The 22,998-nt window shown below is 63.8% G+C and carries 24 protein-coding genes; 10 read left to right on the top strand and 14 right to left on the bottom strand.

Annotation, left to right across the window (positions count from 1 at the left end; genetic code table 11):
* Positions 1-2: 2 nt before the first annotated feature.
* Positions 3-266 carry a hypothetical protein gene (locus OC446_RS02560; RefSeq protein ID WP_262027479.1) on the top strand — a complete coding sequence of 88 codons (264 nt, stop codon included), beginning with the start codon at positions 3-5 and terminating at the stop codon, positions 264-266.
* A 92-nt stretch (positions 267-358) separates the two neighbouring features.
* Complete coding sequence (locus OC446_RS02555) at positions 359-1,306, top strand: acetamidase/formamidase family protein (protein WP_262027478.1); 948 nt, start codon at positions 359-361, stop codon at positions 1,304-1,306.
* Positions 1,307-1,404: 98 nt separating this feature from the next.
* Here the strand turns inward: OC446_RS02555 and OC446_RS02550 are convergent, their stop codons facing one another.
* Positions 1,405-2,658 carry a DUF763 domain-containing protein gene (locus tag OC446_RS02550; protein ID WP_262027477.1) on the bottom strand — a complete coding sequence of 418 codons (1,254 nt, stop codon included), beginning with the start codon at positions 2,656-2,658 and terminating at the stop codon, positions 1,405-1,407.
* 168 nt (positions 2,659-2,826) lie between these two features.
* A complete protein-coding gene (locus OC446_RS02545; protein WP_262027476.1) occupies positions 2,827-4,341 on the bottom strand; it encodes a DEAD/DEAH box helicase in 1,515 nt (504 codons plus the stop codon).
* Between the two features lie 289 nt (positions 4,342-4,630).
* On the opposite strand from OC446_RS02545, the gene OC446_RS02540 reads away from it, so the two are divergent.
* The 3 genes from OC446_RS02540 to glpK are packed head-to-tail and all read left to right on the top strand — an operon-like array spanning position 4,631 to position 8,952.
* Positions 4,631-5,866 carry an MFS transporter gene (locus OC446_RS02540; RefSeq protein WP_262027475.1) on the top strand — a complete coding sequence of 412 codons (1,236 nt, stop codon included), beginning with the start codon at positions 4,631-4,633 and terminating at the stop codon, positions 5,864-5,866.
* A gap of 54 nt (positions 5,867-5,920) precedes the next feature.
* The gene (locus OC446_RS02535; protein ID WP_262027474.1) at positions 5,921-7,441 is read left to right on the top strand and encodes a glycerol-3-phosphate dehydrogenase; all 1,521 of its coding nucleotides are present in this window, start codon (positions 5,921-5,923) and stop codon (positions 7,439-7,441) included.
* A gap of 14 nt (positions 7,442-7,455) precedes the next feature.
* On the top strand, positions 7,456-8,952 hold the full coding sequence (gene glpK, locus OC446_RS02530; RefSeq protein WP_262027473.1) for a glycerol kinase GlpK: 1,497 nt from the start codon (positions 7,456-7,458) through the stop codon (positions 8,950-8,952).
* A gap of 184 nt (positions 8,953-9,136) precedes the next feature.
* Here glpK and OC446_RS02525 read toward each other — a convergent pair whose 3' ends face one another.
* Positions 9,137-9,562, bottom strand: coding sequence for an HIT family protein (locus OC446_RS02525; RefSeq protein WP_262027472.1), 426 nt, complete (start codon positions 9,560-9,562; stop codon positions 9,137-9,139).
* Positions 9,563-9,973: 411 nt separating this feature from the next.
* Between OC446_RS02525 and OC446_RS02520 the strand changes: the two genes are divergently transcribed.
* Positions 9,974-10,165, top strand: a complete 192-nt coding sequence (locus OC446_RS02520) for a general stress protein (protein WP_009494027.1) — start codon at positions 9,974-9,976, stop codon at positions 10,163-10,165.
* Positions 10,166-10,187: 22 nt separating this feature from the next.
* Here OC446_RS02520 and OC446_RS02515 read toward each other — a convergent pair whose 3' ends face one another.
* The 6 genes from OC446_RS02515 to OC446_RS02490 form a co-directional block, all read right to left on the bottom strand.
* A complete protein-coding gene (locus tag OC446_RS02515; RefSeq protein ID WP_262027471.1) occupies positions 10,188-11,150 on the bottom strand; it encodes a DMT family transporter in 963 nt (320 codons plus the stop codon).
* 142 nt (positions 11,151-11,292) lie between these two features.
* A complete protein-coding gene (locus OC446_RS02510) occupies positions 11,293-11,841 on the bottom strand; it encodes a hypothetical protein (RefSeq protein WP_262027470.1) in 549 nt (182 codons plus the stop codon).
* Between the two features lie 11 nt (positions 11,842-11,852).
* Complete coding sequence (locus tag OC446_RS02505; RefSeq protein WP_262027469.1) at positions 11,853-12,089, bottom strand: hypothetical protein; 237 nt, start codon at positions 12,087-12,089, stop codon at positions 11,853-11,855.
* A 353-nt stretch (positions 12,090-12,442) separates the two neighbouring features.
* Entirely contained in the window at positions 12,443-13,231 is a 789-nt protein-coding gene (locus OC446_RS02500; protein ID WP_262027468.1) for a PRC-barrel domain-containing protein, read from the bottom strand.
* Positions 13,232-13,634: 403 nt separating this feature from the next.
* Positions 13,635-14,150 (bottom strand): hypothetical protein, encoded by a 516-nt coding sequence (locus OC446_RS02495; protein ID WP_262027467.1) that lies wholly within the window; start codon positions 14,148-14,150, stop codon positions 13,635-13,637.
* 302 nt (positions 14,151-14,452) lie between these two features.
* On the bottom strand, positions 14,453-15,259 hold the full coding sequence (locus OC446_RS02490) for a response regulator (RefSeq protein WP_009494033.1): 807 nt from the start codon (positions 15,257-15,259) through the stop codon (positions 14,453-14,455).
* A gap of 183 nt (positions 15,260-15,442) precedes the next feature.
* Here OC446_RS02490 and OC446_RS02485 point away from each other — a divergent pair, with 183 nt between their 5' ends.
* Positions 15,443-15,667 (top strand): NepR family anti-sigma factor, encoded by a 225-nt coding sequence (locus OC446_RS02485; protein WP_262027466.1) that lies wholly within the window; start codon positions 15,443-15,445, stop codon positions 15,665-15,667.
* On the top strand, positions 15,664-16,209 hold the full coding sequence (locus tag OC446_RS02480) for a sigma-70 family RNA polymerase sigma factor (RefSeq protein WP_262027465.1): 546 nt from the start codon (positions 15,664-15,666) through the stop codon (positions 16,207-16,209). The genes OC446_RS02485 and OC446_RS02480 overlap by 4 nt, the downstream gene beginning before the upstream one ends.
* A gap of 93 nt (positions 16,210-16,302) precedes the next feature.
* On the opposite strand, the gene OC446_RS02475 is transcribed toward OC446_RS02480, so the two are convergent.
* Positions 16,303-16,476: a DUF1328 domain-containing protein gene (locus tag OC446_RS02475; protein WP_009494036.1), complete on the bottom strand. Its 174-nt coding sequence runs from the start codon at positions 16,474-16,476 to the stop codon at positions 16,303-16,305.
* A 103-nt stretch (positions 16,477-16,579) separates the two neighbouring features.
* On the opposite strand from OC446_RS02475, the gene OC446_RS02470 reads away from it, so the two are divergent.
* Complete coding sequence (locus OC446_RS02470; protein WP_262027464.1) at positions 16,580-16,876, top strand: hypothetical protein; 297 nt, start codon at positions 16,580-16,582, stop codon at positions 16,874-16,876.
* Positions 16,877-16,930: 54 nt separating this feature from the next.
* On the opposite strand, the gene OC446_RS02465 is transcribed toward OC446_RS02470, so the two are convergent.
* Both OC446_RS02465 and OC446_RS02460 read right to left on the bottom strand, forming a co-directional pair.
* Positions 16,931-17,791, bottom strand: a complete 861-nt coding sequence (locus OC446_RS02465) for an SDR family oxidoreductase (RefSeq protein WP_262027463.1) — start codon at positions 17,789-17,791, stop codon at positions 16,931-16,933.
* A 134-nt stretch (positions 17,792-17,925) separates the two neighbouring features.
* Entirely contained in the window at positions 17,926-19,257 is a 1,332-nt protein-coding gene (locus OC446_RS02460; protein WP_262027462.1) for a solute carrier family 23 protein, read from the bottom strand.
* A gap of 165 nt (positions 19,258-19,422) precedes the next feature.
* Here OC446_RS02460 and OC446_RS02455 point away from each other — a divergent pair, with 165 nt between their 5' ends.
* Positions 19,423-20,442 (top strand): alpha/beta hydrolase, encoded by a 1,020-nt coding sequence (locus OC446_RS02455; RefSeq protein WP_262027461.1) that lies wholly within the window; start codon positions 19,423-19,425, stop codon positions 20,440-20,442.
* A 9-nt stretch (positions 20,443-20,451) separates the two neighbouring features.
* Here OC446_RS02455 and OC446_RS02450 read toward each other — a convergent pair whose 3' ends face one another.
* A complete protein-coding gene (locus OC446_RS02450; protein ID WP_262027460.1) occupies positions 20,452-21,399 on the bottom strand; it encodes an NAD(P)/FAD-dependent oxidoreductase in 948 nt (315 codons plus the stop codon).
* A gap of 77 nt (positions 21,400-21,476) precedes the next feature.
* Positions 21,477-22,898 (bottom strand): mannose-1-phosphate guanylyltransferase/mannose-6-phosphate isomerase, encoded by a 1,422-nt coding sequence (locus OC446_RS02445; RefSeq protein ID WP_262027459.1) that lies wholly within the window; start codon positions 22,896-22,898, stop codon positions 21,477-21,479.
* Between the last annotated feature and the right edge of the window lie 100 nt (positions 22,899-22,998).

The raw sequence follows: 22,998 nt of genomic DNA, 5'->3' as shown, positions 1-22,998 counted from the left end.
GAGTGGTATCTTTGCTTCGCCTCGGCAGTGGGCACTACTCGCTGGAGTTTCGTTCTGAGGATGCGCCTTTCATCCAGGCCGCTATCCGTGAGTTGTTCGGTGAACCTCGGCAACTGAACGAGTACGCCGTCTCTGCAACTGTCACCATCGGCAATGCCGATTTTACTTATTATTACGAGTGGGATGATCCCTGCCTGATTTCCAGTTCATCCGAGGGAGATGCGGTCCTGACCGCAATCGCTCAAAGGCTCAGTCAAAATGACTAAGAGGATCTGATGGACAGGTGAGCTGTTGCCCTGCTGAATGGCGGCACGTGAGACTCTTCTGCTCATACCCTTCCATCGACATAGAGGCGTTCGTGACCGATTACCGGATTGATGCTTCCCCGGAGACCATTCACTGGGGCTATTTCGACGCAAATCTGAAGCCGCTGCTGACGATCGATTCCGGCGACACGGTCACGATCTCGACCGTGTCGGGCGGTCCGGAGGCGATGCCGAAGGCCCCCTTCGTGATTCCACAGGCCCTGCCGGACATTCATGCGGCTCACACGCCGAAACTGCCGGGCCACATCTGCACCGGCCCGGTCGCGGTGCGGGCAGCCAAGGCCGGTCATGTTCTCGAAGTCCGCATCAAGGACATCGCGCTGCATTACGATTGGGGCTTCACCTATTCAGCCCCACAGAAAGGTGCCCTCCCGGACGATTTCGACGAGATACACGCCATGACCATCCCGCTCGACCGCGAGCGGATGACCGGCCGGTTGCCATGGGGCCTCGAGCTGCCCCTCCGGCCGTTCTTCGGCGTGATGGCGGTGGCGCCTCCCGCCGCCTGGGGCAGCTTGAGCACCCTGCCGCCGCGCCGCAACGGCGGCAATCTCGACAACAAGGAACTCGTGGCCGGCACAACTCTCTACCTGCCGATCCATCACGACGGCGCCCTGTTCTCGGTCGGCGACGGGCATGGCGTCCAGGGCGACGGCGAGGTCTGCGTCACGGCGATCGAGACCGGCCTGATCGGCACCTTCGAGCTGCACCTGCGCGAGGACATGCATCTCACCTGGCCCATGGCCGAGACGCCGACCCATGTGATGACCATGGCGTTCGATCCGGATCTCGACGATTGCGTCGTCATCGCGCTGCGCGACATGATCGACCTGATCGTCGCCCGCACCGGCATCACCAAGGCGGAAGCCTATGCCCTGTGCAGCCTCGCGGCCGACCTGCGCATCACCCAGGTGGTCAACGGCAACAAGGGCGTCCATGTGATGCTGGACAAGAGCCTTCTTCAGAAAGCCCAGCGCTAAAGCATCCAACGCAAAAGTGGGAACCGATTTTGCGTGAAAAGATGCGCAAACCTGAAAGTTTAAACCATCGGACGTGACTTCGATTTACGTCCGGTGGTTTAAATGGTCTCGTCCGGCGGCGGCTCGTCTCCGAAGACGGAGCGGCCGCCGTAGGAATGCGATGTGGCGCGCTCCCGCGCAATATGCTCCTCCACCGTGGGGCCGATGGCGTGGCGCTCGAGCTCACGGGCCTGATCATCCAGGCGCTTGAGCGCGAAGAGCTCCTCCTGCTGCCCGAGCTTCGCCTTCTGGACGGCCGATTTCAGCACGCGGATGGTCTCGTCGTAGACCCGCACCGGCACCGGATAGGGATGCCGGTCCTTGCCGCCATGGGCGAAGGAGAAGCGGGCGGGGTCGCTGAAGCGGCAAGGCGTGCCGTGGACGACCTCCGCCACCATGGCGAGCGCCTGCACGGTCCGCGGGCCGACTCCGGGCGTCATCAGCAGGTCCGGGAAATCCGCCGGTCCCCGGTCGGCGGCCGCCGCGAGGGTCCCGTGCAGCCGCCGCAGCACCACGTCCTTGGCGCGAACGTCGTGATGCTCCGGCATGACGAGGTGCGGCAGCAGAGGCTGCGCGCTGGGCGCAGGAGCGGCCTCGGCCTCACGCTCTTCCAGAGCCAGGAACTTGCGGGCGATGTTGTCGGGTCCGAGATTATCCAGGATGGCGATCTGCGCCTTCCGGGAGGCTTCCGCCCGCCGGTCGGTAAGGTTGACGATGGTGCCTTGCCCTTTGCCGTCGATGGCGGCATGCGGCTCGTCGACGAAGCTTTCGAGATCCTCCGACAGCCAGTGATAGCGGCGGGCCTGACGGCTCACGTCGTTCATCCCCTGCTGGACCACCGCCCACTTGCCGTCATCCGTGACGATGAAACCGTGGAGATACAGGTCGAACCCGTCCTGGATCGCCGCGCTGTCGACCTTCGCCACCAGGCGGCTGGCATTGGCCAGGGCCGCACCGTCGAAGCCGACGCGGTCGCCGATGGCGATCAGCTCATGGGGCGTCTGCCGGGAGTGCTTTCCCCGTCCGCCGCAGACATGGATCCCGAGCTCCTTCGACAGGGGCGTCAGCCCGCGCTTCAGGGCCCCGATGACGCTGGTGGTGATCCCGGAGGAATGCCAGTCCATCCCCATCACGGCCCCGAACGACTGGAACCAGAACGGATGGGCCAGCCGGCGCAGCAGCTCGGCGCGCCCGTAATGATGCACGATGGCCTCGCTCACCACGCCGCCGAGACGCGTCATCCGGTCGGCCAGCCATTTCGGCACGTGGCCGCTATGGAGCGGCAGGTCGGCGCTTCCGGCCCGTTTGGCCATCGGGTGACGTCTCCGTGGAGAGTGGGAGAAGGAGCAGTTGCTATGCCACGAAGAACTGCATGTTGACGAGACTGGCGCGGGAACTCTCCTCCCCCTTGTGGGGAGGGAATGCCGTTGCGGCTCCTCATGAAAAAGGCGCCCGAAGGCGCCTTTTCCGATCATTGTGCCTTAGCGGCGGCGGGGGCTCTTTTCGAGCCAGGCCACCTGGGCCCCGTCCCGGCGTCCGTCCTGACGGGCGGATGCGGGCTTTCCTTGCGCAGCCGGGCGCTGGCCCTGCGGGGTCCGCTGTGCCTGCGCGGGACGCTGTCCCTGGGCCGAGCGCGGGGCCTGGGCGGGCCGCTGCTGGTTGCCGGAGGCCGGCTGGCCGCCCTGCGGCTGGGCGTTGCCGCCCGGCTTGCCGCTGCGGCCGCGACGACGCTTGGGACCGCGATCCGCGTTCGGATCGGCACTGCGCGGCTGGCCGTGGCCCTGGTGCCCGCGGGCATGGGGAGCCGGACGACCGCGCTGCGGCTCGCGGCGCTCGGAGGTCTCGGAAGCGGCAGGAGCAGCGGGCAACCCTTCCGGGAGAGGCATGACCGGAACCTTGAGGCGGGTCAGCTTCTCGATGTCCTTCAGGTAGGCCTTTTCTTCGTCGTTGCAGAACGAGATCGCGAGGCCGGTTGCCCCGGCGCGGGCCGTGCGGCCGATGCGGTGGACGTAGGATTCCGGCACGTTCGGCAGGTCGTAGTTGATGACGTGGCTCACGCCTTCGACGTCGATGCCGCGCGCGGCGATATCCGTCGCCACGAGCACCCGGCAGGAACCGTCACGGAAGCCCGCCAGCGCACGCTCGCGCTGCGGCTGGGACTTGTTGCCGTGAATGGCGGCACCCGCGATGCCGGCCTTGTCGAGGCCGCGCACCACCTTGTCCGCCCCGTGCTTGGTGCGGGTGAAGACGAGGACGCGGTCGATGGACGGATCGCGCAGGAGCGTCTCGAGCAGAACCTGCTTGCGGCCGGTCTGCACGAAGATCACGCTCTGCTCGACGCGCTCGGCGGTCGTCGCCACCGGGGTGACGGCCACGTGGGCGGGATCGCGCAGGAAGGAATCCGCCAGCGTCGAGATCGTCTTCGGCATGGTGGCCGAGAAGAACAGGCTCTGGCGGTCCTTCGGCAGCAGGGTCACGATGCGCTTCAGCGCATGGATGAAGCCGAGGTCGAGCATCTGATCGGCCTCGTCGAGGACGAGAATCTCGATGTCACGCAGGGACAGGGCCCGGCGGTCCACGAGGTCGATCAGGCGGCCGGGCGTGGCGACGAGCACGTCGACGCCCTGAGCCAGCGCCTTCTCCTGGCGGGAGATGGTGACGCCGCCAAACACCACCTCGGTGGAAAGGCGCAGGTTGCGGCCATAAGCCTTGAAGCTGTCGGCGATCTGGCCGGACAGCTCACGGGTCGGGCTGAGCACGAGGACACGCGGGCTCTTCGGCTTGCGCGGCTTCGGGTTCGCGTCCAGGCGATGCAGGATCGGCAGCGCGAAGGCGGCCGTCTTGCCAGTGCCGGTCTGGGCGATGCCGCAGACGTCACGGCCTTCCATGGCATAGGGAATGGTCTGGGCCTGGATCGGCGTGGGCTTCTCGTAGCCTTCGGCAGACAGGGCCTTCAGGATCGGCTGGGCCAATCCGAAATCGGTGAAGAGTGTCAAAGTCGATGATCTTTCGAACGGATGCGGTGAGCCGCAAAGCAGGTTCGGCTTAAAGCAAAGGCGCTTCAGGGCTCTTGAGGCGAGAGCCCGCGTGATGGGGCCGTCGTATGGTTGAGCGATTGAAGAAGGGGACCGGGGTTTTCGCCGTTTCGCGAATATCCGTCACGCAGTCCCGCTCAAGCGTTCCGATTGCCGGACGCCGTCGCCTGATGTGCATATGGAGGTTTACGCCCAATCCGTCAACCTCTAGGGCTGACATGCGTATCCCGACAGGCATAAGAATAGACCCATGTCCGCCCCCACCCGCATGCCATGGGCCTTCGTTTCCGCTCTCTCGCTGAACGTGCTGATCTCCTACGGCACGATTTTCTACGCCTTCGCCCTGTTCGTCGATCCGATGGGCCAGGAGCTCGGCTGGGGCAAGTCGGAGATGATGGCCGCTTATTCCCTTGCGTTAGGAACCTCGGCCTTCTGCGCCGTGCCCGTGGGGCGGCTCATCGACCTCGGCTATGGCCGCGCGGTAATGACCGGCGGCTCCCTCCTCGCCGGGCTGCTCCTGGTGTTCTGGTCCTGGGTCGGGAGCTACGTCGCCTTCGTGCTGATCTGGATCGGCATGGGCATCACCATGAGCACGGTGTTCTACGAGCCGGGCTTCGCGGTCCTGACCCGCAGGCTCGGCTTCATGGCGCGCCGGGGGATCACCTTCATGACCCTGGTCGGCGGCTTCGCCAGCACGGTCTTCATTCCCCTCACCCATGTGCTGATCGAGCATCTGGGCTGGCGGAGCGCCCTCCTGGTCCTGGCCGGGTTCAACGTCTTCGTCTGCGCGGCCCTGCATGCGCTGATGATCCCACGCGCGCCGCCGAGGAAACCGCTCCATGCCGATGGCGGACAAAGTCATCCCCCTCCCGCCAATGCCCGATGGGTTCTCCGGCGTGCCTCCTTCTGGTGCTTCGTCGCCTCCTCGGTTCTGCAGGGGGTGATCGCCGCAGGCCTGCCGATCCACCTGATTCCGCTTCTCGTCGAGAAGGGATTTACGCTGGAGATGGCCGTGTTCGCCTTCTCCCTCATCGGGCCGGCCCAGGTCGCGGGCCGGTTCGGCATGGCGTTCGGGGAGCGCGCCTTCGGCATGAAGGGCCTCGGCATCATCGTGCTGACCTTAGGAGCCCTCGCCTTCGCCATCCTTCCCTTCACTCCGGCAGGCTTCTGGCTGGTCGTGGTCTTCGCCGTGCTGTTCGGGGCCTCGAACGGGATGATGACCATCGTGCGCGCCCTGCTCCCGTCCGAGCTGTTCGGCCGCGAGAGCTACGGCACGGTCCAGGGGATGATCGCCATGCCCGTTCGCCTCACCACGGCGGCCGCCCCGTTCATTTTCGGGGCGCTCTGGGCCTGGTGGGGCGGTTACACGGCCGTCATCGTCCTCTGCTTAGGGATGTCCCTCCTCGCGCTCGGCTTCTTCGTGCTTGTGCTTGTGTTTCAAAAGTCTCATGAAAAGCCGGAGAATTCACTTGCCTTAGGCGGCTAAAGAACTCATTTGCTGAGCATTAGAATGGCTTGGTTTTGAAGAAAGACGCGTTTCGTGACGACAGTGACTGATCTTCTGATTGTAGGCGGCGGCATCAACGGCGCGGGCATCGCGCGCGACGCGGTGGGACGGGGCCTTTCGGTCGTGCTCTGCGAGCAGGGCGATCTGGCTGGCTACACCTCCTCGGCCTCGACGAAGCTGATCCATGGCGGCCTGCGCTACCTGGAATATTACGAATTCCGGCTGGTGCGCGAGGCGCTCTTCGAACGCGAGCGCCTTCTTAACTCCGCACCGCACATCATCTGGCCCCTGCGCTTCATCCTGCCCCACGAGAAGGGCATCCGCCCGGCCTGGTTCGTGCGCCTCGGCCTGTTCATGTACGACCACCTCGCGCCGCGCAAGAAGCTGCCGGGAACGGAAGGGATCAAGCTCACCCGGCACCCGGCCGGCCAGGCCCTGAAGCCCGGTTTCGACACCGCCTTCGTCTATTCCGACTGCTGGGTCGAGGACAGCCGCATGGTGGCCCTCAACGCCATCGACGCTTTCGAGAAGGGCGCCGACATCCGGGTCCGCACCAAGCTCGTCTCCGCCCACCGGGACGGCGACACCTGGGTGGCCACCCTGCAGAACGTGACGACGGGAGAGACCCAGGAGATCCGGGCGAAGGTCATCGTCAATGCGGGCGGTCCTTTCGTGGCCGACGTGCTCAACGCCAAGCTCGGTCTCAACACCACCAAGAACGTGCGCCTCGTGAAGGGCAGCCACATCGTGGTGCCGAAACTCTTCGACACCAAGGAAGCCTTCATCCTCCAGAATACGGACAAGCGCATCGTCTTCGCGATCCCCTATCAGGAGAAGTTCACCCTGATCGGCACCACGGACATCCCGGTCGAGTCGGTGCCGGACAAGAAGGTCGAGATCAGCCAGGACGAGATCCAGTATCTCTGCAACGTCGTGAACCACTTCTTCAAGAAGCAGGTCACGCCCGCCGAAGTGGTCTGGACCTATTCCGGCGTGCGCCCGCTCTTCGACGACGGTTCGAGCAACGCCTCCGCGGTCACCCGCGACTACGTGTTCGACCTCGACGCCCCGCAGGGCCGGGCGCCGGTCCTGTCGATCTTCGGCGGCAAGATCACCACCTTCCGCAAGCTCGCCGAGCACGCGCTCGAGGAGCTGAAGCCCTTCTTCCCGAATATGAAGCCCGCCTGGACGGAAAACGCCAAGATGCCCGGCGGCGACATGCCGGACGCGGATTTCGACCGCTTCTTCGCCACCGTGCGCCAGCGTTGGCCCTTCCTGCCCGAGCACCTCGCTCATCGCCTGGCCCGCGCCTACGGCACCCGGATGGAGGAGCTCCTCGGCGCGGCGAAGTCCATGGCCGATCTCGGCGAGGATTTCGGCGCCGGCCTGACGGCCGCGGAAGTCGATTATCTCGTGCGCCGCGAATGGGCGCGCACGGCCGAGGACATCCTCTGGCGGCGCTCGAAACTCGGGCTGCATGTGCCGGTTGACGCTCCGGCCAAGATCGATACCTACTTGGCCAAGAAGAACGCCGCACCCGTCGCAGCGCAATGACATTGGGGAAGGACATGGCTCAGTACGTCGGCGCCATCGACCAGGGCACGACCAGTTCGCGCTTCATCGTGTTCGACAAGGCGGGAGCGATCGTCTCCGTCGGCCAGAAGGAACACGAGCAGATCTATCCCGCGGCCGGCCACGTGGAGCACGATCCGCTCGAGATCTGGCGGAACACCCAAGAGGTGATCCGCCAGGCGCTGGACAAGAAGGGCCTGAAGCCCCGGGACCTCGCGGCCATCGGCATCACTAACCAGCGGGAAACGACGCTGATCTGGGATCGCCGCACCGGCAAGCCGCTCCACAACGCCCTCGTCTGGCAGGACACCCGCGTCGATTCCATCGTGGAGGAATTCGCGCGGGACGGCGGCTACGACCGGCTCCGCCACAAGACGGGCCTGCCGCTGGCGAGCTATTTCTCCGGGCTCAAGTTGCGCTGGCTGCTCGACAACGTGCCGGGCGCCCGGGAGAAGGCCGCCGCCGGCGACGTGCTGTTCGGCAATATCGACACCTGGCTCGTCTGGAACCTGACGGGCGGCGTCGACGGGGGCTGCCACATCACCGATGTGACCAATGCCAGCCGCACGCAGCTCATGAATCTCAGGAGCCTGGAATGGGACGAGGAGATCCTGAGCCTCTTCGACATTCCGAGGGCCTGCCTGCCGCAGATCCGCTCCTCGAGCGAAGTCTATGGCGAAGCGACCGGTGGCCTCGCGGGCGTTCCCATCGCGGGCATTCTCGGCGACCAGCAGGCGGCCCTCGTGGGGCAGGCCTGCTTTCAGCAGGGCGAGGCCAAGAACACCTACGGCACCGGCTGCTTCATGCTCATGAACACCGGCGAGACCCCCTACCCTTCGAAATGCGGCCTACTCACTACCGTCGGCTACCGCTTCGGCCAGGGCAAGACCGTCTATGCCCTGGAGGGCTCCATCGCGATTGCCGGCGCCCTCGTGCAATGGCTGCGCGATAATCTGGGCCTGATCCAGAACAGCACCGAGATCGAGACCCTCGCCCGCGAGGTGGAGGACAATGGCGGCGTGACCATCGTGCCGGCCTTTTCGGGCCTCTACGCGCCGCACTGGAACGCCCATGCGCGGGGCCTGGTCGGCGGCCTCACCCGCTTCGCCAATAAGGGCCACATCGCCCGTGCGGCGCTCGAAGCCACGGCCTTCCAGACCCGTGAGGTGCTGGACGCGATGACCAAGGACACCGGGATCGCCGTCAAGGAGCTGCGCACCGACGGCGGCATGGTGGTGAACGAGCTCCTGATGCAGTTCCAGGCCGATATCCTGAACGTACCGGTGGTGCGCCCCAAGGTCATCGAAACCACCGCCCTGGGCGCCGCCTATGCGGCCGGTCTTGCCACGGGCTTCTGGAGCGGCACGGACGAGCTGGTGAGCAACTGGGCCGTCGATCGCCGCTGGACGCCGGACATGGCCCCGTCCCGCCGCGATCAGCTCAACGCCGTCTGGGACAAGGCCATCGCCCGCTCCCTCGACTGGGCGGAGTGACGACCGGGCGCCCCAAGGCGCCGTGAATAAATCGGCGCGTCCCGCAACCACGTCATGGCCGGCCTTGTGCGGGCCATCTCGATTTGTGAAGCGCTGTGCCTTTCCAATCGAAATCACCGGCACAAGGCCGGTGATGAAGTAAAGAGATGCGACCGAGCCGGCGCTAATATCGTGCATCGCGCCATCACGCGGCCGGCAGCGCCGCCCGGATCTTCGCGGCGAAGTCGGCCAGGATTTCGGGCTTTTCCATCTGGCCCGAATGGGGTTTCAGGGCCACGCCCTCGAACCGGGGGAGCACATGGAAGTGGATGTGGAAGACCACCTGTCCGCCAGCGCTCTCGTTGAATTGCTGGATCGTCAGGCCGTCGGCCGACAGGGCCTCCTTCGCAGCCTTCCCGACGATCTGGACTGCCTTCGCGAGTTCCGCCAGATCGTCAGGCTCGACATCGAGCAGGTTGCGGGCCTTGGCCTTCGGGATCACCAGGACATGCCCGTCCCCACGCGGCATCACGTCCATGAAGGCCAGGATGCGGTCCGTTTCGTAGACCTTATGGCACGGGAGCTCCCCGCGTAGGATCTTCGCGAACACGTTGTTGTCGTCGTAGGTCATCCCACCCTCTCTGGCTCAGAAATCAGTCCTTCGAGGCGCACATCGAGGGGCGCCTGGGACAAGCCTTTTATCGCGGTCGCGCAGGATAATCATCTCTCGAAATTCGCCCCGTCGTGGTCGAAATCCTCGACAGATGTCGCCGAGGATCAACTACATACCTTTGTGGACGATATATTCGCAAATAGAACACCGCAGGGCTGCGGGTATCGAGGTAAGTACCTTCCGGGTTCTTATTCCCACGGACAAGTTGTTGCCACGTTTAGTTCGCGGAAATTGCCAAGTCTAAGCCTAACAATTCATGGAAGCTGAATATTTTCTGAAAATTGTTGCAAAGGTTGACCCCAACCAACCGGAACCATCGAATCCCCTTGCGGTTGAAGAAGCACGGACACCCTTGATAAGGAGGCATAAATGGCAGGTGGTTCGACCTCGAAGCGTGGCTTCGCGTCGATGGATTCTGACCGGCAGCGTGAAATCGCAAGCAAAGGCGGCAAGAGCGTTCCAGCCGAGAAGCGTTCCTTCTCCCAGGATCGGGAACTCGCTTCGGAAGCCGGCCGCAAGGGCGGTCAGGCCTCGGGCAACACCCGCGGCAATCAGGAGTAATCTACTCCTGATCCACATCGGTTTAGGGGCCGCTTGTCGGCCCCTTTACTTTTGCAATTACCTTCGGAGAACTTGCGGCGCCTGAACCGGAAAGTGTTGTTTTCATAGGTTTGCGTTCCGACAGGGACAGGGCCGTCGCGGCCAGCATGATCCCCATGCCGACGGCTTCCGCCCATCCGAACGGTTCGCTCGCATAGGCGACGCCGACCGCCACCGCGATGACCGGGCTGACGAAGGCGTATAGTCCCGCCCGGAACGCCCCCCAGTCGCGCACGAGGCCCAGATAGATCCAGAAAGCGATCAGGGACCCTCCCACCACCAGGGTGGCCAAGCCGAAGATGGCCCGCCCGTCCGCAAGTCCGGCGAAGTGAGCCGGATCGTACCCTTCGACGACCAGAGAGACGGGCACGAGGGCGATCCCGCCGATCAGGCTCTGCCAGAAGGCGAGTACCAGGGGCGGCATGGACAGGGTCAATGGCCTGCTGATCACCGAGCCCCAGGCATAGGAAACCGTCCCGATGGCGACTGCGACAAGGCCAAGAACGGACGCCGCGCCGTCCTGAGCCGCACCCGTGCGGCCGGAGAACAAGAGGACGAGCCCCAGGATCCCGAGCCCGATCGCGGCGACGCGCCGCTGGGTGATCCGCTCCTGGCCGTAGAGCCGGCCTATGATGACCAGGAAAATGGGCATCAACGACAGGTTGACGATGGCCGACAGGCCGCTCGGCGCTCTCGCGACGCCCCAGAAGAGAAAACTGTAGCAACCCGTGGTGATCAGGAGAGAGGCAGCGGCAATGCGGCTGAATGGTTCGGCTCGCAACGCCAGCCCTTGCGCCATGGCGATCGCAAGAAAGCACGGCGCGGCCAGCAGGAAGCGCATGGCGGCGAGAAAGATCGGAGGCACGACCTCCGAAGCCACCTTCATGGGCAGCCACGTCAGTCCCCAGATGAGAGCCATCAGGGCGAAGGCTGCAATGCGACTCACGCTAAGGGTCCGACGATACGCATCCCATGTCCCTGGTTGAGAGGTGACGACGTTTTGTATCGTGACAGCAGGAAGAGCGGCTGAACAGCCGGGCCCATCAGGATTTCACAGGCAAGACATGCATTCCGATCCTGTCGGACCGCTATTTCCGGAAGTTGAACTCCGCCTTGTCCACCATCGATTCGATGAGCACTTCCTCGGAGGGGCCGTATCCCATCAACGCCCTGAATTCGGGCAGGCTCGGGCGCTCGAAGACGAGCGTCCCGAGATCCATCTGGCGAACGATTTCCCCAGCGAGGGACACCATGAAATCGCGCGAGGCGATATCCAGCAGCGCGGCAGCCTCCTGGGCAATCTCCGACGGGTCGCTGCGCGACGAGCCGATCAGCGTCAGCAGGCAGTATTCCTCCACGCTTCCATGCCGCGAGCCGACAGGACGATGCAGGAACGGCCTGCCCCGTTGCCTTGTCATCGAAAAGGCGAGCAGCAAGGCATCGGACACGATGGCCTTGGCGGTCTCGGGCCGCGTGAAGGCCGAGAGCCCCTGCTCCGGCCCGTCGAGAAGAGCCAGATCGTATTGATCCTCGAGACTGCTCAGCGACCGGAACACATCGATCACCGGAACCATGCTCGGATGGAGCAGGAAGGCGACCGATCCGGAAGCTGCAGAAGAGGAGAATGCGTCAACCATCAACACTAACCTTAGATGCGCGGGGTGCTTGCCGTCGGCACCACATGAGGCAGGGCGGGAACCAGCAGATGCCGCCGCAGCAGCAGGGGGCAGGTCACCTCGTCCTGCGCGTACATCGGAATGATGCCGCTGAGCATGGAGGCCACCGAGGGCCGATCCCTCGGAGGCGAACTCGATGTGAGCCGCGAAAACTCGTCCGGCAGCTCTTCCTGGCAGAGCACCGCGTCCAGTTCATTCGTCGCCGTCATTGTTGTTTCCTCCGCCGAGCGCGTCGTTCGGATTGGGCATCCGTCCGATCCCAGACAGGACCGATGTTCATGCGCTCGAAACGGCAACGTATGCGCCTATTCCCAGTTCCTCGTGCGGCAAAAAGTCGGGCCGATCCCGAACGATGGCGCATGAACATTTTCCGGAACCTTGGCGCATATCCGGCGTTTTGACTCCAACTGGTCCGAATGCCCCCTTGGACCGGCACCTTCAGGGCGCAGCTCATCCGGCTGCGCCTTTTGTTTTGGGCGCACCATCGCGCTACCCTTGCTCAAAGCTAAAAAGGCGCCTGGGTTTCCCCAGGCGCCGTTTTCGGGAGGACCCGGCGTTTCGCTTACTGCTTCGGAGCGGTGGTGTTGCCCGTCGCGCCACTCGTCCCGGCCGCACCGGTGGTGCCGGTGGTCGAGCGGTTGGCGTCGGCGTTGCCCTTCTTGTCGAAGGTCGGAGCAGCCTGGAGCTCGGCCTTCGTCATGCGAAGGACGACGCGCTCGGGCTGGTTCTGGTCGCTCGAGGACGCGGTTGCGGCCGTGTTGGTCGAAGCGGCGGAGCCGGTGCCGGTCGCGGCCGTGTTGCCGGTCGCAGTCGAGCCGGTGGCGCTCACGTTGTTGCCGTTGTTGCTGCTGTCCAGGGCCTGGGCCTGCTGGGCGCTCATGAATTCGAGCGAGTCGAACGGAACGGCGACATTCTTCTCACCGATGCCGAGGAAGCCACCCACGCCGACGACCGCAGCCATCACCTGGCCGTTGCGATCAAGGATCACGTCATTGACGTCGCCGATGGATTCATTGTTGGCGCTGACCACGCGCGTTCCGATCAGATCGGACGCCATGATCTGGTTGGCCTGCATCTGCGTCATGAACTGGCCGGCGGAGGCGCTGTTCTGGCCCATCGTGGTCGATTTGTTCTGGCCCATCGTGGTCGGGGACTGGCCTGAAGATTGACCCATGGTGGACGAGCCGGCCGAACCCGGCTGCATGGCCGACGAGCCGGTGCCGGTCGTGCCGGAACCCGTCGCGGCCGGACGGTCGGTCGGAGCCGACGGAGAGGTCGAGGTCTGCGCGAGGGCGGGTGCAGCCGCGAAAGCCGTCACGACGAGACAAGCTGCCATATGCTTCTTCAGCATTGTTTTATTCTCCTGATGTTGCATTGAGAATCGCGTTGTGCACCGAGGTGCTCTGGGGTGTAACGCACGTCTTTAATGACCGTTCCCAATATAATCGGTCGATCAAAAGAATGTTATCGAGCAGCTAAATTCAAATAATCAGAATGAATACTTGTTCACTCTCCAAGTCCACCCTCTTCAACGCTGCTCAATATAGAATTTCAGCAGCTAAGACGCCGATACTGGCAACTGGGTTGGAGGAAAGTTTGTTCCATGAGAGCAAGGATGGATAAACGAAGATCGGGCGAGTGCTCAAGCCGGTACGCTGCGCGGAGAAGAATGCGCTGAATCGGGCTCAAAGATTGCCGCGAACATGCGAAGGCTGGCATGCCCCTTCGCGCCGTGGCGGATCATGATGCGGGAATCAGGACAGCGATTGTTCCAGCAGCGCCAGGCAGAGGCTCGGCATCCGGTTGGAGCTTGCCTTGGCGAGGGGGCTGACATCGCCCAGGCAGCCGACGGGATTGCGGCTCTTGGGCTTCTGCTCCTGCGGGGTGTCGTTGCCCTCGCGACGGCGGACGGGATGCTGCGCCACGGAACCGCCCGTCTCGTCCTTCACGGTCAGCACGGGAAGCGCCGTGTCCCTGGCAAAGGTCGTGATCCCCGTGCGGGGATCAGACTTGTAGAGAACCTTTCCATTCTGGTCGCGCAGGATCACGGCCGCATTGGACACGCCGACCAGTTCCACAATGGAGACGGCGGTTTGCTCGCTTGCCGAGACTGGCGCGGCGATTCGATCTCCCTTCGCCAGCACACCCCCGGACAGGGCCAAGGCCTCGGATTGAACCAGAGGGGACATGTTGAAGGACGCGGGGGCGAAGCTTCCGGCCACGAAGAAAGCCCCAGCCAATCCGACTAAAGCCACAGGTGTGCGGAACATTCCTATCTCCCTGCTATCCCAGCTCAACAATTCGAAAAAATAACGCGACCATATCTTTGATGTTCCTGTCACCGATCGAAGGAGTGAAGAATAAAAAGGAGGGGAAAAGCTGGGAACCTTTGTTTTCGATAGGGCGTTCTTTAAGCACCGGCCTCCTGGTCCTCCCCGCATTCCCCTTGTGCATTGGCCGGCACCTTAGACGGGCTTTCAAGCCCGTCTTTTTTGTGCCCAATACAATCATCATAAAAGAAAAGCCCGGCCAGAGGCCGGGCTATTACTTGGTAATCCAGTGTGCCTTGGGATTAAGCCGTTGCGGCGCGGGGCTCGCGGCGGCGGGCGCTCTGCTGGAAGAACAGGGCTTGGCTGATGACGGCCGAGACGTTCGCGGGCTGGAACGGCTTGGCGATCAGGAAGGCCGGCTCGGGGCGCTCGCCGGTCAGGAAGCGCTCGGGATAAGCCGTGATGAAGATCACCGGGACCTCGAAAGCCTTGAGGAGGTCGTTGACCGCGTCGAGGCCGGAGCTGCCGTCCGCCAGCTGGATATCGGCCAGGATCAGGCCCGGCTGCTTGGCCGAGGCGAGCTTGACGGCTTCGGTGCGCGTGCGGGCGACGCCCGTCACGTTGTGGCCGAGGCCTTCGACCAGCGCTTCGAGATCCATGGCGATGAGCGGCTCGTCCTCGATGATGAGGATGTCCGTGGCCATATCGGCCGCCAGTTCCCGGCCCGCTTCGTCGACGAGATCACGAACGGTTTTCGTGTCCACGTCGAGGATCTGGCCGACCTCTTCCTCTCCGAAGCCTTCGAGGCAGGACAGGAGGAACGCCTGACGGGGAAGCGGGGTGATCTGTCCGAGACGGACCTCCGCCGGCAGATCGCGCTGGATCTGCTCGCTGCGTCCATTCACCGACAGAGAATTCCAGATGCGCGTGAAGACCTGGAAGAGCTCCACCTTGACGTTCCCGGAAGGACCGATGGTCTCGGGCTCGCTGACGAGGGTCTCCAGGGTGGCGGCCACATAGGCGTCTCCAGCCATCTGGCTGCCTGTGAGAGCGCGTGCGTAGCGGCGAAGATATGGTAAGTGCTGGACGACAAGCTGCGCTGTCGACATTCGCTTCCCCTTAACTGTGCTTTTGACTCGTTGTACCGACGGTCCATTCAACGTGGCAAAGCTGCGAAAGTTCCATGGATGGAACCGGGTGCAGCAACCAGCGTTATTGCTCGAAAACTAATATATGGATATTGCCAAGGTTGGCCATCCCTCTGAAAGATAGAGGGCGGCAAGGGGACGAAGATGACGGTTGATAAGGGGAACAAGCTTGCGCGGACTACCTTGGAGGCGTCCGTGAACGATAAGCTTGCAACCGATCCCAAGCTCGATAGCGGCAGTCAAAAACGCATCGGCGACCAGCTCCGCGCCATGTACGACGAACTCATGCAGCAGCCCGTTCCCGATCGTTTCAGGGATCTGCTCGAGCAGCTGGACAAGAAGAACGGGGCGAAGGAAGGGTCTCAATGACCCCGGAACCCGATCCGGAGCTTCGGGAAGCACTTCTCGCGGCGGTTCCCAGCCTCCGCGCCTTCGCCATATCGCTCTCGGGTCAGGTCGACAGGGCGGACGACCTCGTTCAGGACACCCTCCTCCGGGCTCTGGCCAATCTGCACCGGTTCGAACCGGGCACGAACCTGAACGCCTGGCTGTTCACGATCCTGCGCAATCTCTTCCATTCCGAATACCGCAAGCGGCGGCGCGAGGTGGAGGATCCGGACGGGTCTTATGCGGGGCGCCTGAAGGTGCAGCCGGATCAGGGCTCGCACCTGGACTTCGAGGACTTCCGCAGCGCGCTCGCCAAGCTGCCGTCCGATCAAAGGGAAGCGCTGCTCCTCGTCGGGGCGTCCGGCTTTTCCTATGAGGAAGCGGCACATATCTGCGGCTGTGCGGTCGGCACCATCAAGAGCCGTGTGAACCGCGCCCGCTTCCGTCTCGCCTCCCTGCTCAACGTCGAGGACATCGAGGATCTGGGGCCGGACAGCATGACCCGCGCCGCCCTGCAGGGCTGAACATCCCCCCTCGCCCATTCTCAGCATCACACCCCACAAAAGAGAACGCCGCCCTTGCGAGGCGGCGTCCTGATCCTGGATGCCTTGTGGGCATCACATGGGGCTTCGTCCGCGCAGCAGGCCGATCACGGCCGAGATGGCGAAGAGGACGATCGCAACGAAGAAGATCAGCTTCGCGATCTCGACGGCCGTGCCGGCGATGCCGCCGAAGCCGAAGAGAGCCGCAACGAGAGCGATAATCAGGAAAGTGACTGCCCAACCGAGCATGGTGTTACCTCGCTAAATGATGATCGACGTCAAGCCGATTATGTTCAAACAACGCCAAGCGCGACTGTAGGGTTCCACGCCTTCAAAAGGATCCACTGCGTTCATGGGCCATTCAAAAGTAATCTTGCAGGCTTTTATTCGCATGGAACTCGCCTTACGCCCGTACGTTTTCCAGATCACTTGGGAGAGATGGTCAATGACTCGTTCAGTTGCCCTTCGCGCATTTTGTATCTTTGCCGTTGTTACTGCCCTTGCGGCGATTACTGGCATGGCTTCTCAGGTCGTAATCGCAGAAGTACTTTTCCTCATTGCCGGTTCGCTTGCAGCGCTCATGCTTTTTGTCGCATGGACCACGCCCGAGCCCAGTCTCGTGCCGGTTCGCGTGCGCCGCAGGCGCTGATCGAACGCAATCGCATTTGTGGAAAGGGCGGCTCAGCGAGCCGCCCTTTTCGTTTTACGCCTCCGTCGGATCGCCGCCGTTCGGATGCAGGACCGTGCCGGTGATGTATGAGGAATCCTCGCACGCCAGAAAGAGGTAGCACGGCGCCACCTCGTTCGGCTGACCCGGGCGCTTCATCGGCGTGTTGGCTCCGAACTGCTTCACCTTCTCGACCGGGAAGGTCGACGGAATGAGAGGCGTCCAGATCGGCCCCGGCGCCACGCCGTTGACGCGGATGCCGTCGCCCGCGAGCTTCTGCGCCAGGGATCGCGTAAAGGCCACGATCGCCCCCTTGGTGGCGCTGTAATCGAGCAGCTCGGAACTGCCGCGATAAGCGGTGACCGACGTGGTGTTGATGATCGCAGAGCCCTTCTTGAGGTGCGGCATGGCGGCCTGCACCATGTAGAAATAGCCGAAGATGTTGGTGCGGAAGGTGCGGTCGATCTGGTCGGGCGTGATCTCGGCGATGTCCTTCTTCGGGTGCTGCTCGGCGGCGTTGTTCACGAGCACGTCGAGCTTGCCGAAGCGCTGCACGACCTGATCGACGGCGGAGCGACAGACACTCGGATCGCCGACATCGCCGGCGATGGTCAGGCATGAGCGCCCTTCCCGCTCGATCAGGCGCTTCGTCTCCTGCGCATCCTCGCCCTCGTTCAGATACAGAATGCCGATGTCCGCGCCTTCGCGGGCGAAGAGAACGGCCGCGGCGCGCCCGATGCCGCTGTCGCCGCCGGTGATGAGGGCGACCTTCCCGCTCAGACGGCCGCTGCCGGGATAGCGGGGTTCGTAATCGGGCCGGGGATTCATTTCGGTCTCGTGACCGGGCTGCTGGTCCTGGACCTGAGGAGGCATCGTCTGCTGCTGTTCGGAGCTCATGACGTCATTCCGTTCGCGATGAGAGGGAAAAGAATGCGTGACCTCGTGCGGCCGAATGAAACAGACCATGCAAGACGAAGCCCGCGTTGAGGCTCAACGCGGGCTTCGGAAGCGTGTTCCTGATAAGGCTCGTTCTATTCGGCCGCTTGCGGGCGCTCGACAGGTCCGGGCGTCATGCGCAGGATGTGATAGAGAATGATGGCGCCGAAGGTCGCCGTGCCGATGCCGTCCAGGGTGAAGCCGCCGAGGTTCAGCTTGAAGTTGCCCGCGCCCAGGACCAGGGCGACCGCCACGGTGATGAGATTGCGCGGATTCGAGAAGTCGACCCTGTTCTCGACCCAGATCCGGCCCGCGGTGGCCGCGATGAGGCCGAACACCACGATGGACAGGCCGCCGAGCACGGGGCCCGGAATCGTCCCGATGAAGGCGCCGAACTTGGGCGACAGCCCGAGGAGCAGCGCGAACCCGGCAGCGATGATGAAGACCAACGTCGAGTAGATGCGGGTCACGGCCATCACACCCATGTTCTCGGCATAGGTCGTCATGCCCGTGCCGCCGGCGGCGCCGGAGAGCATGGTGGACAGGCCATCGCCCATGAAGGCGCGTCCGAGATAGGGATCGAGGTTGCGGCCCGTCATGGCCCCGATGGCCTTGATGTGCCCGAGGTTCTCCGCCACGAGGATGACCGCCACGGGGGCGATGAGGCTGATGGCCCGGACGTCGAAGACGGGGCTCTGGAAGGTAGGCAGGCCGAACCAGGCGGCCTGGCCGATTCGGGTGAAATCGATCGGCTGCCCGAGGCCCAGGATGTTGGCGCAGATGTAGTAGAGTAGGTAGCCGGCGGCGCCGCCGATCAGCACCGGCAGGCGACGCAGTGTCCCCGGAGCGTAAACGGCGACGAAGCCCACCGCCACGACGGTGGCGAGCGCGATCCAGCGGGCGAAATCGCTACCGGCCGCGTTGTCGGGCGTTACGCCCGAGGCGCTGTTGATCGCGATGGGAGCGAGCACGAGGCCGATAGCGGCCACGATGGCGCCCGTGACCACCGGCGGCATCAGCCGCTCGATCCAACGATGGCCTGCCATCTGCACGACGACGCCGATCAGGAAGTAGAGCGCGCCGGCCGCGATGATGCCGCCGAGCGCCAGCGGGATATTCGGGTTGGGACTTCCCACGCTCGCCCCGGTGGCGACGAGGACCGGGCCGATGAAGGCGAAGCTCGACCCGAGATAGCTCGGCACCCGGCCGCCGACGACGAAGAAGAAGATGAGCGTCGCCAGACCGGAGAACAGGATCGACACGTTGGGGTCGAAACCCATCAGGATCGGCGCGAGCACCGTCGAGCCGAACATGGCGACGACGTGCTGCAGGCCCACGACGACCATCTGGCCGGTCGGAAGGCGCTCATCCGGCATGATGACGCCTTCCGTTTTCAGGCTCCATCGTGGCAGGAAACTATCGGTCATGGATCATCCCCCAAGGTCATACGAGTTATCGGGGCACCGTAGACCCAGGGTTACCGGAATGGCTAGGTGGGGTAAGGACTTATTAACCGCCGCGAGGGCCCGGATTCTGGACAAGTGCCCGTTTGGCCGCCACATCATTCCCTTTGGCGACGAATGAGGATGACGATGCGGAAAGATCATGATGTGCCGGCAGGCACGGTGCACAGCCTCTGGCTCGACAGCGCAAGCCTCCGGAACAACCTCCTCAGGGATCCGTCCCGCCGCCGGATCGACGTCTACGTGCCCGCGGGCCATGACGGCCGGGACCTGCCTCTCCTCGTCGATCTCGTCGGCTACACGGCGGGCGGCCCCGCCCATACCAACTGGAAGAACTACGGCGAAAACGTCCCCGAACGCCTCGACCGCCTGATCGGCACGGGCGCCATGCCACCGGTCGTCGTGGCCTTTCCCGATTGCTTCACGCGCCTTGGCGGCAATCAATATGTGGACAGCGCGGCCATGGGCCCCTGGGAAACCTTCCTCATCCAGGAGATGCTGCCCTTCGTCGAGGAGCGCTTCGGCTGCGGTGGGAACGGACACCGGGGCGTGTTCGGCAAGAGTTCGGGCGGTTACGGCGCCATGGTCCATGCCCTGCGGCACGGCGGCTCGGTCTGGTCGGCGGCGGCCTCTCATTCCGGCGATGTAGGCTTCGAATACCTTTACCACCTCGGCGAGTTCGCCGGGGCGCTGCGTCACCTCGCCGGCCACGACATGTCCATCGAGACTTTCCTGCGCAAGTTCGAGGCTGGCCCCAAGGCGAAGGACAAGGACTGGCATACCTTGATGGTGCTCGCCCAGGCGGCGAGCTTCGATCCCGATCCGAGCCAGTTTTACGGCGTGCGCCTGCCGGTGGATCTGCAGACCTGCGAGATCATCGAGGAGCGCTGGTCCAACTGGCTGCGCTGGGACCCGCTCCGCATGGTCGACCAGCCCGAATGCCAGGAGAACCTGCGCAAGCTGAAGACCTTCTACATCGATTGCGGCGACATCGACCAATACAACATGGTCTACGGCTCGCGGATCATGCACCGAAAGCTCGAAGCCGCCGGCATTCGCCACACCTACGAGGAATTCCACGACGACCATTCGTCGGTCGATTACCGCATGGATATTAGTCTGCCGCTTCTCGCGAAGGCGCTGGCCTGAGGGACAGCATCACGCCCCACCCGGCTCGTCCTCGGTGGGCAATTCGCAATGGTTGTGGATGTGGGTCGCGGCGAGCGCCGCATGACCCATGCCGACCACGATCTGGTCGAGGCCGCGGACGATGTCGCCGGCGGCGTAGAGGCCCTTCACGGTCGTCTGGCAATGGCTGTCGACCATGAGCGCGCCCGACTTGTCGTGCTCGGCGCCGAGCGAAATGGCGAGATCCGATCGGTATTTCAGCCCGAGCGCCGAATAGAGCACGTCGAAGCGATGCTCTTTGCCGCCCATATGCACGGCGGAGATCCGGTCTTTCTCCATGTCAAGGGACTCGACGGGGGTTTCCACGATCTTGACCTGATGCTCATCGAGCCGGGCCCGCTGCTCCGGGTTCAGCTCCAGCGGCTGCCCCAGGGTGAGAAGGGTCACGTCGCGGGAATAGGTGCGGGCGATGAAGACCGCCTCCCCGATCCCATGGGCCCCATAGGCGATGACGGCGATCTTCCGGTCCCGGGACTCGTAGCCATCACAGATCGGGCAGTAGCGGACGAGGCCGCGCTGGACGGCGTTCGGTACGTCGGGCAGGTCCGGCTCGATATCGACCGAGCCCGTGGCCAGCACCACGCGCCGGGCCGCGATCTGGCTCATGCCCCCGTCATTGTCCTCGACGACCGCGATGAAGCGATCAGGCTGCTTGCTCAACCCCGTGACCCGTCCAGCCCGGATCGCGTCTCCGTATTGCGCGAGATTGGCGCGGGCCCGGGCCAGGATATCCTTGCCGGAGATGCCTTCCGCGAAGACCGGGATGTTATGGCTTGTGGGAATCCAGGCCGCCCGGGGTGTGCCGCTGTCCACCACGAGGAACCGGCGCTTGAACCGCGCCAGATACAGCGCCGTCGTCAGCCCCGCAGGCCCCCCGCCCACGATCAGGCAATCCACAATATCACCGTTCGACCCCATCCCGGCACTTCCCTCCCGCTGGCTTCACAGGAGGCACAACACATGAGGGCGGGAAAAGATCGCGACCGCGAAGCCTGTCAGCGTCCGTAATCGTCCTCGATCCGGATGATGTCGTCCTCGCCGGTATAGCTGCCGACCTGGACCTCGATCATATCGAGGGGAATATGACCGGGATTGGCAAGGCGGTGCGTGGCCCCGATCGGGATGTAGATCGCCTGGTTCTCATGCACGAGCGAGACGCTGTCCCCGACTGTCACTTCCGCAACGCCATGCACGACGACCCAATGCTCCGCGCGATGATGGTGCTTCTGCAGCGAGAGGCGGCCACCTGGTTTGACCATGATGCGTTTGACCTGGAAGCGGGAGCCGCGGTCGATCCTCTGATACCATCCCCACGGACGGTAGACACGGATGTGATCACTGGCCTCGGACCGGCGACGGGCGCGCAGCGTGGCCACGAGCCCCTTCACGAGCTCCGAGCTCCTGCGCGAGGCCACCAGCACGGCATCGGGCTTGGCGACGACCACGACATCCTCCAACCCCACGACAGCCGTGAGGATGTCGTCGCTGTGAACGAGGCTGTTGCGGGACCCGACCACCTCCACATCGCCCCGGATGCAGTTTCCGTCCGCATCCCGGGGCGCGACATCCCAGAGAGCATCCCAGGTCCCGATATCCGACCAGGAAAAGGTCACCGGCAGGACCCCTGCCCGCTTCGTTCGCTCCATGACCGCGCGATCGATGGAGATTCGGAGCGCCCGCTTGAAGGCTTCCTCGTGGAGGCGGATGAAATCCAGGTCGATGGCGGCCTGCTCGAGTGCCTGCCGCGCGGCGGCAAGGATGGTCGGCGCGAGGCGTTCCAACTCCTCCAGCATCACATCGGCTCGGAAGATGAGGTTTCCGCTGTTCCAGAGGAATCCTTGCCCGACATACCGCTCCGCATTCGCCTGGTTGGGCTTCTCGACGAAGCGTCCGACCGTGAAGGCCGCGGTCCCCGCGATGGGTTCCCCAGGGCGAATATAGCCATAGCTCGTGGTCGCGCGCTGCGGCACCACGCCGAGGGTCATGATGTGCCCCTGCCGCGCCGGCTCCATAGCGGCTTCGCATGACGCCACGAAAGACCCGACATCGTCGATGACATGATCCGAGGCGACGATGAGGACGAGCGCCTCGGGATCACGCCGCGCCGCATAGCAGGCGGCGACCGCGACGGCGGCCGCGGAATCACGCTGGACGGGCTCCAGGACGATGTCCGCCTCAACCCCGATCTGCGCCAGTTGCTCCGCGGCGATGAACCGGGCCGCGCCGCTCATGATGACGGCCGGACGCGAGAAAATATCGGATGCCGCGACCCGTTGTGCGGTCATCTGAAACGTCGAATGAGACCCGAGAAGATCGATGAACGGCTTTGGCCTGCTCTCCCGCGAGGCAGGCCAGAGCCGCGTCCCCGAACCACCGCAGAGGATGACGGGGAAGATGCGATGGGTATGAGCTTCCAAGCAGGTTTCTCGTGCAACGGCGGGCGTTCATAAATTATATAACATATAAATGTCCCGTTTGGATTTAGCCAGTGTCATTGGCTATGATGTGAGATCTGAA

This window comes from Microvirga sp. Mcv34 (assembly GCF_024519725.1).
Taxonomy (GTDB): domain Bacteria; phylum Pseudomonadota; class Alphaproteobacteria; order Rhizobiales; family Beijerinckiaceae; genus Microvirga.
This window is presented reverse-complemented; position numbering and strand designations above follow the sequence as displayed.

Excerpts from the sequence above, each read along its gene's own strand:
- OC446_RS02550 (WP_262027477.1), bottom strand. The coding sequence starts at position 2,658 with ATGGCCAAACGGGCCGGAAGCGCCGACCTGCCGCTCCATAGCGGCCAC.
- OC446_RS02540 (WP_262027475.1), top strand. The coding sequence starts at position 4,631 with ATGTCCGCCCCCACCCGCATGCCATGGGCCTTCGTTTCCGCTCTCTCG.
- glpK (WP_262027473.1), top strand. The coding sequence starts at position 7,456 with ATGGCTCAGTACGTCGGCGCCATCGACCAGGGCACGACCAGTTCGCGC.
- OC446_RS02525 (WP_262027472.1), bottom strand. The coding sequence starts at position 9,562 with ATGACCTACGACGACAACAACGTGTTCGCGAAGATCCTACGCGGGGAG.
- OC446_RS02520 (WP_009494027.1), top strand. The coding sequence starts at position 9,974 with ATGGCAGGTGGTTCGACCTCGAAGCGTGGCTTCGCGTCGATGGATTCT.
- OC446_RS02510 (WP_262027470.1), bottom strand. The coding sequence starts at position 11,841 with ATGGTTGACGCATTCTCCTCTTCTGCAGCTTCCGGATCGGTCGCCTTC.
- OC446_RS02505 (WP_262027469.1), bottom strand. The coding sequence starts at position 12,089 with ATGACGGCGACGAATGAACTGGACGCGGTGCTCTGCCAGGAAGAGCTG.
- OC446_RS02500 (WP_262027468.1), bottom strand. The coding sequence starts at position 13,231 with ATGCTGAAGAAGCATATGGCAGCTTGTCTCGTCGTGACGGCTTTCGCG.
- OC446_RS02495 (WP_262027467.1), bottom strand. The coding sequence starts at position 14,150 with ATGTTCCGCACACCTGTGGCTTTAGTCGGATTGGCTGGGGCTTTCTTC.
- OC446_RS02490 (WP_009494033.1), bottom strand. The coding sequence starts at position 15,259 with ATGTCGACAGCGCAGCTTGTCGTCCAGCACTTACCATATCTTCGCCGC.
- OC446_RS02485 (WP_262027466.1), top strand. The coding sequence starts at position 15,443 with ATGACGGTTGATAAGGGGAACAAGCTTGCGCGGACTACCTTGGAGGCG.
- OC446_RS02480 (WP_262027465.1), top strand. The coding sequence starts at position 15,664 with ATGACCCCGGAACCCGATCCGGAGCTTCGGGAAGCACTTCTCGCGGCG.
- OC446_RS02475 (WP_009494036.1), bottom strand. The coding sequence starts at position 16,476 with ATGCTCGGTTGGGCAGTCACTTTCCTGATTATCGCTCTCGTTGCGGCT.
- OC446_RS02470 (WP_262027464.1), top strand. The coding sequence starts at position 16,580 with ATGGGCCATTCAAAAGTAATCTTGCAGGCTTTTATTCGCATGGAACTC.
- OC446_RS02465 (WP_262027463.1), bottom strand. The coding sequence starts at position 17,791 with ATGAGCTCCGAACAGCAGCAGACGATGCCTCCTCAGGTCCAGGACCAG.
- OC446_RS02460 (WP_262027462.1), bottom strand. The coding sequence starts at position 19,257 with ATGACCGATAGTTTCCTGCCACGATGGAGCCTGAAAACGGAAGGCGTC.
- OC446_RS02455 (WP_262027461.1), top strand. The coding sequence starts at position 19,423 with ATGCGGAAAGATCATGATGTGCCGGCAGGCACGGTGCACAGCCTCTGG.
- OC446_RS02450 (WP_262027460.1), bottom strand. The coding sequence starts at position 21,399 with ATGGGGTCGAACGGTGATATTGTGGATTGCCTGATCGTGGGCGGGGGG.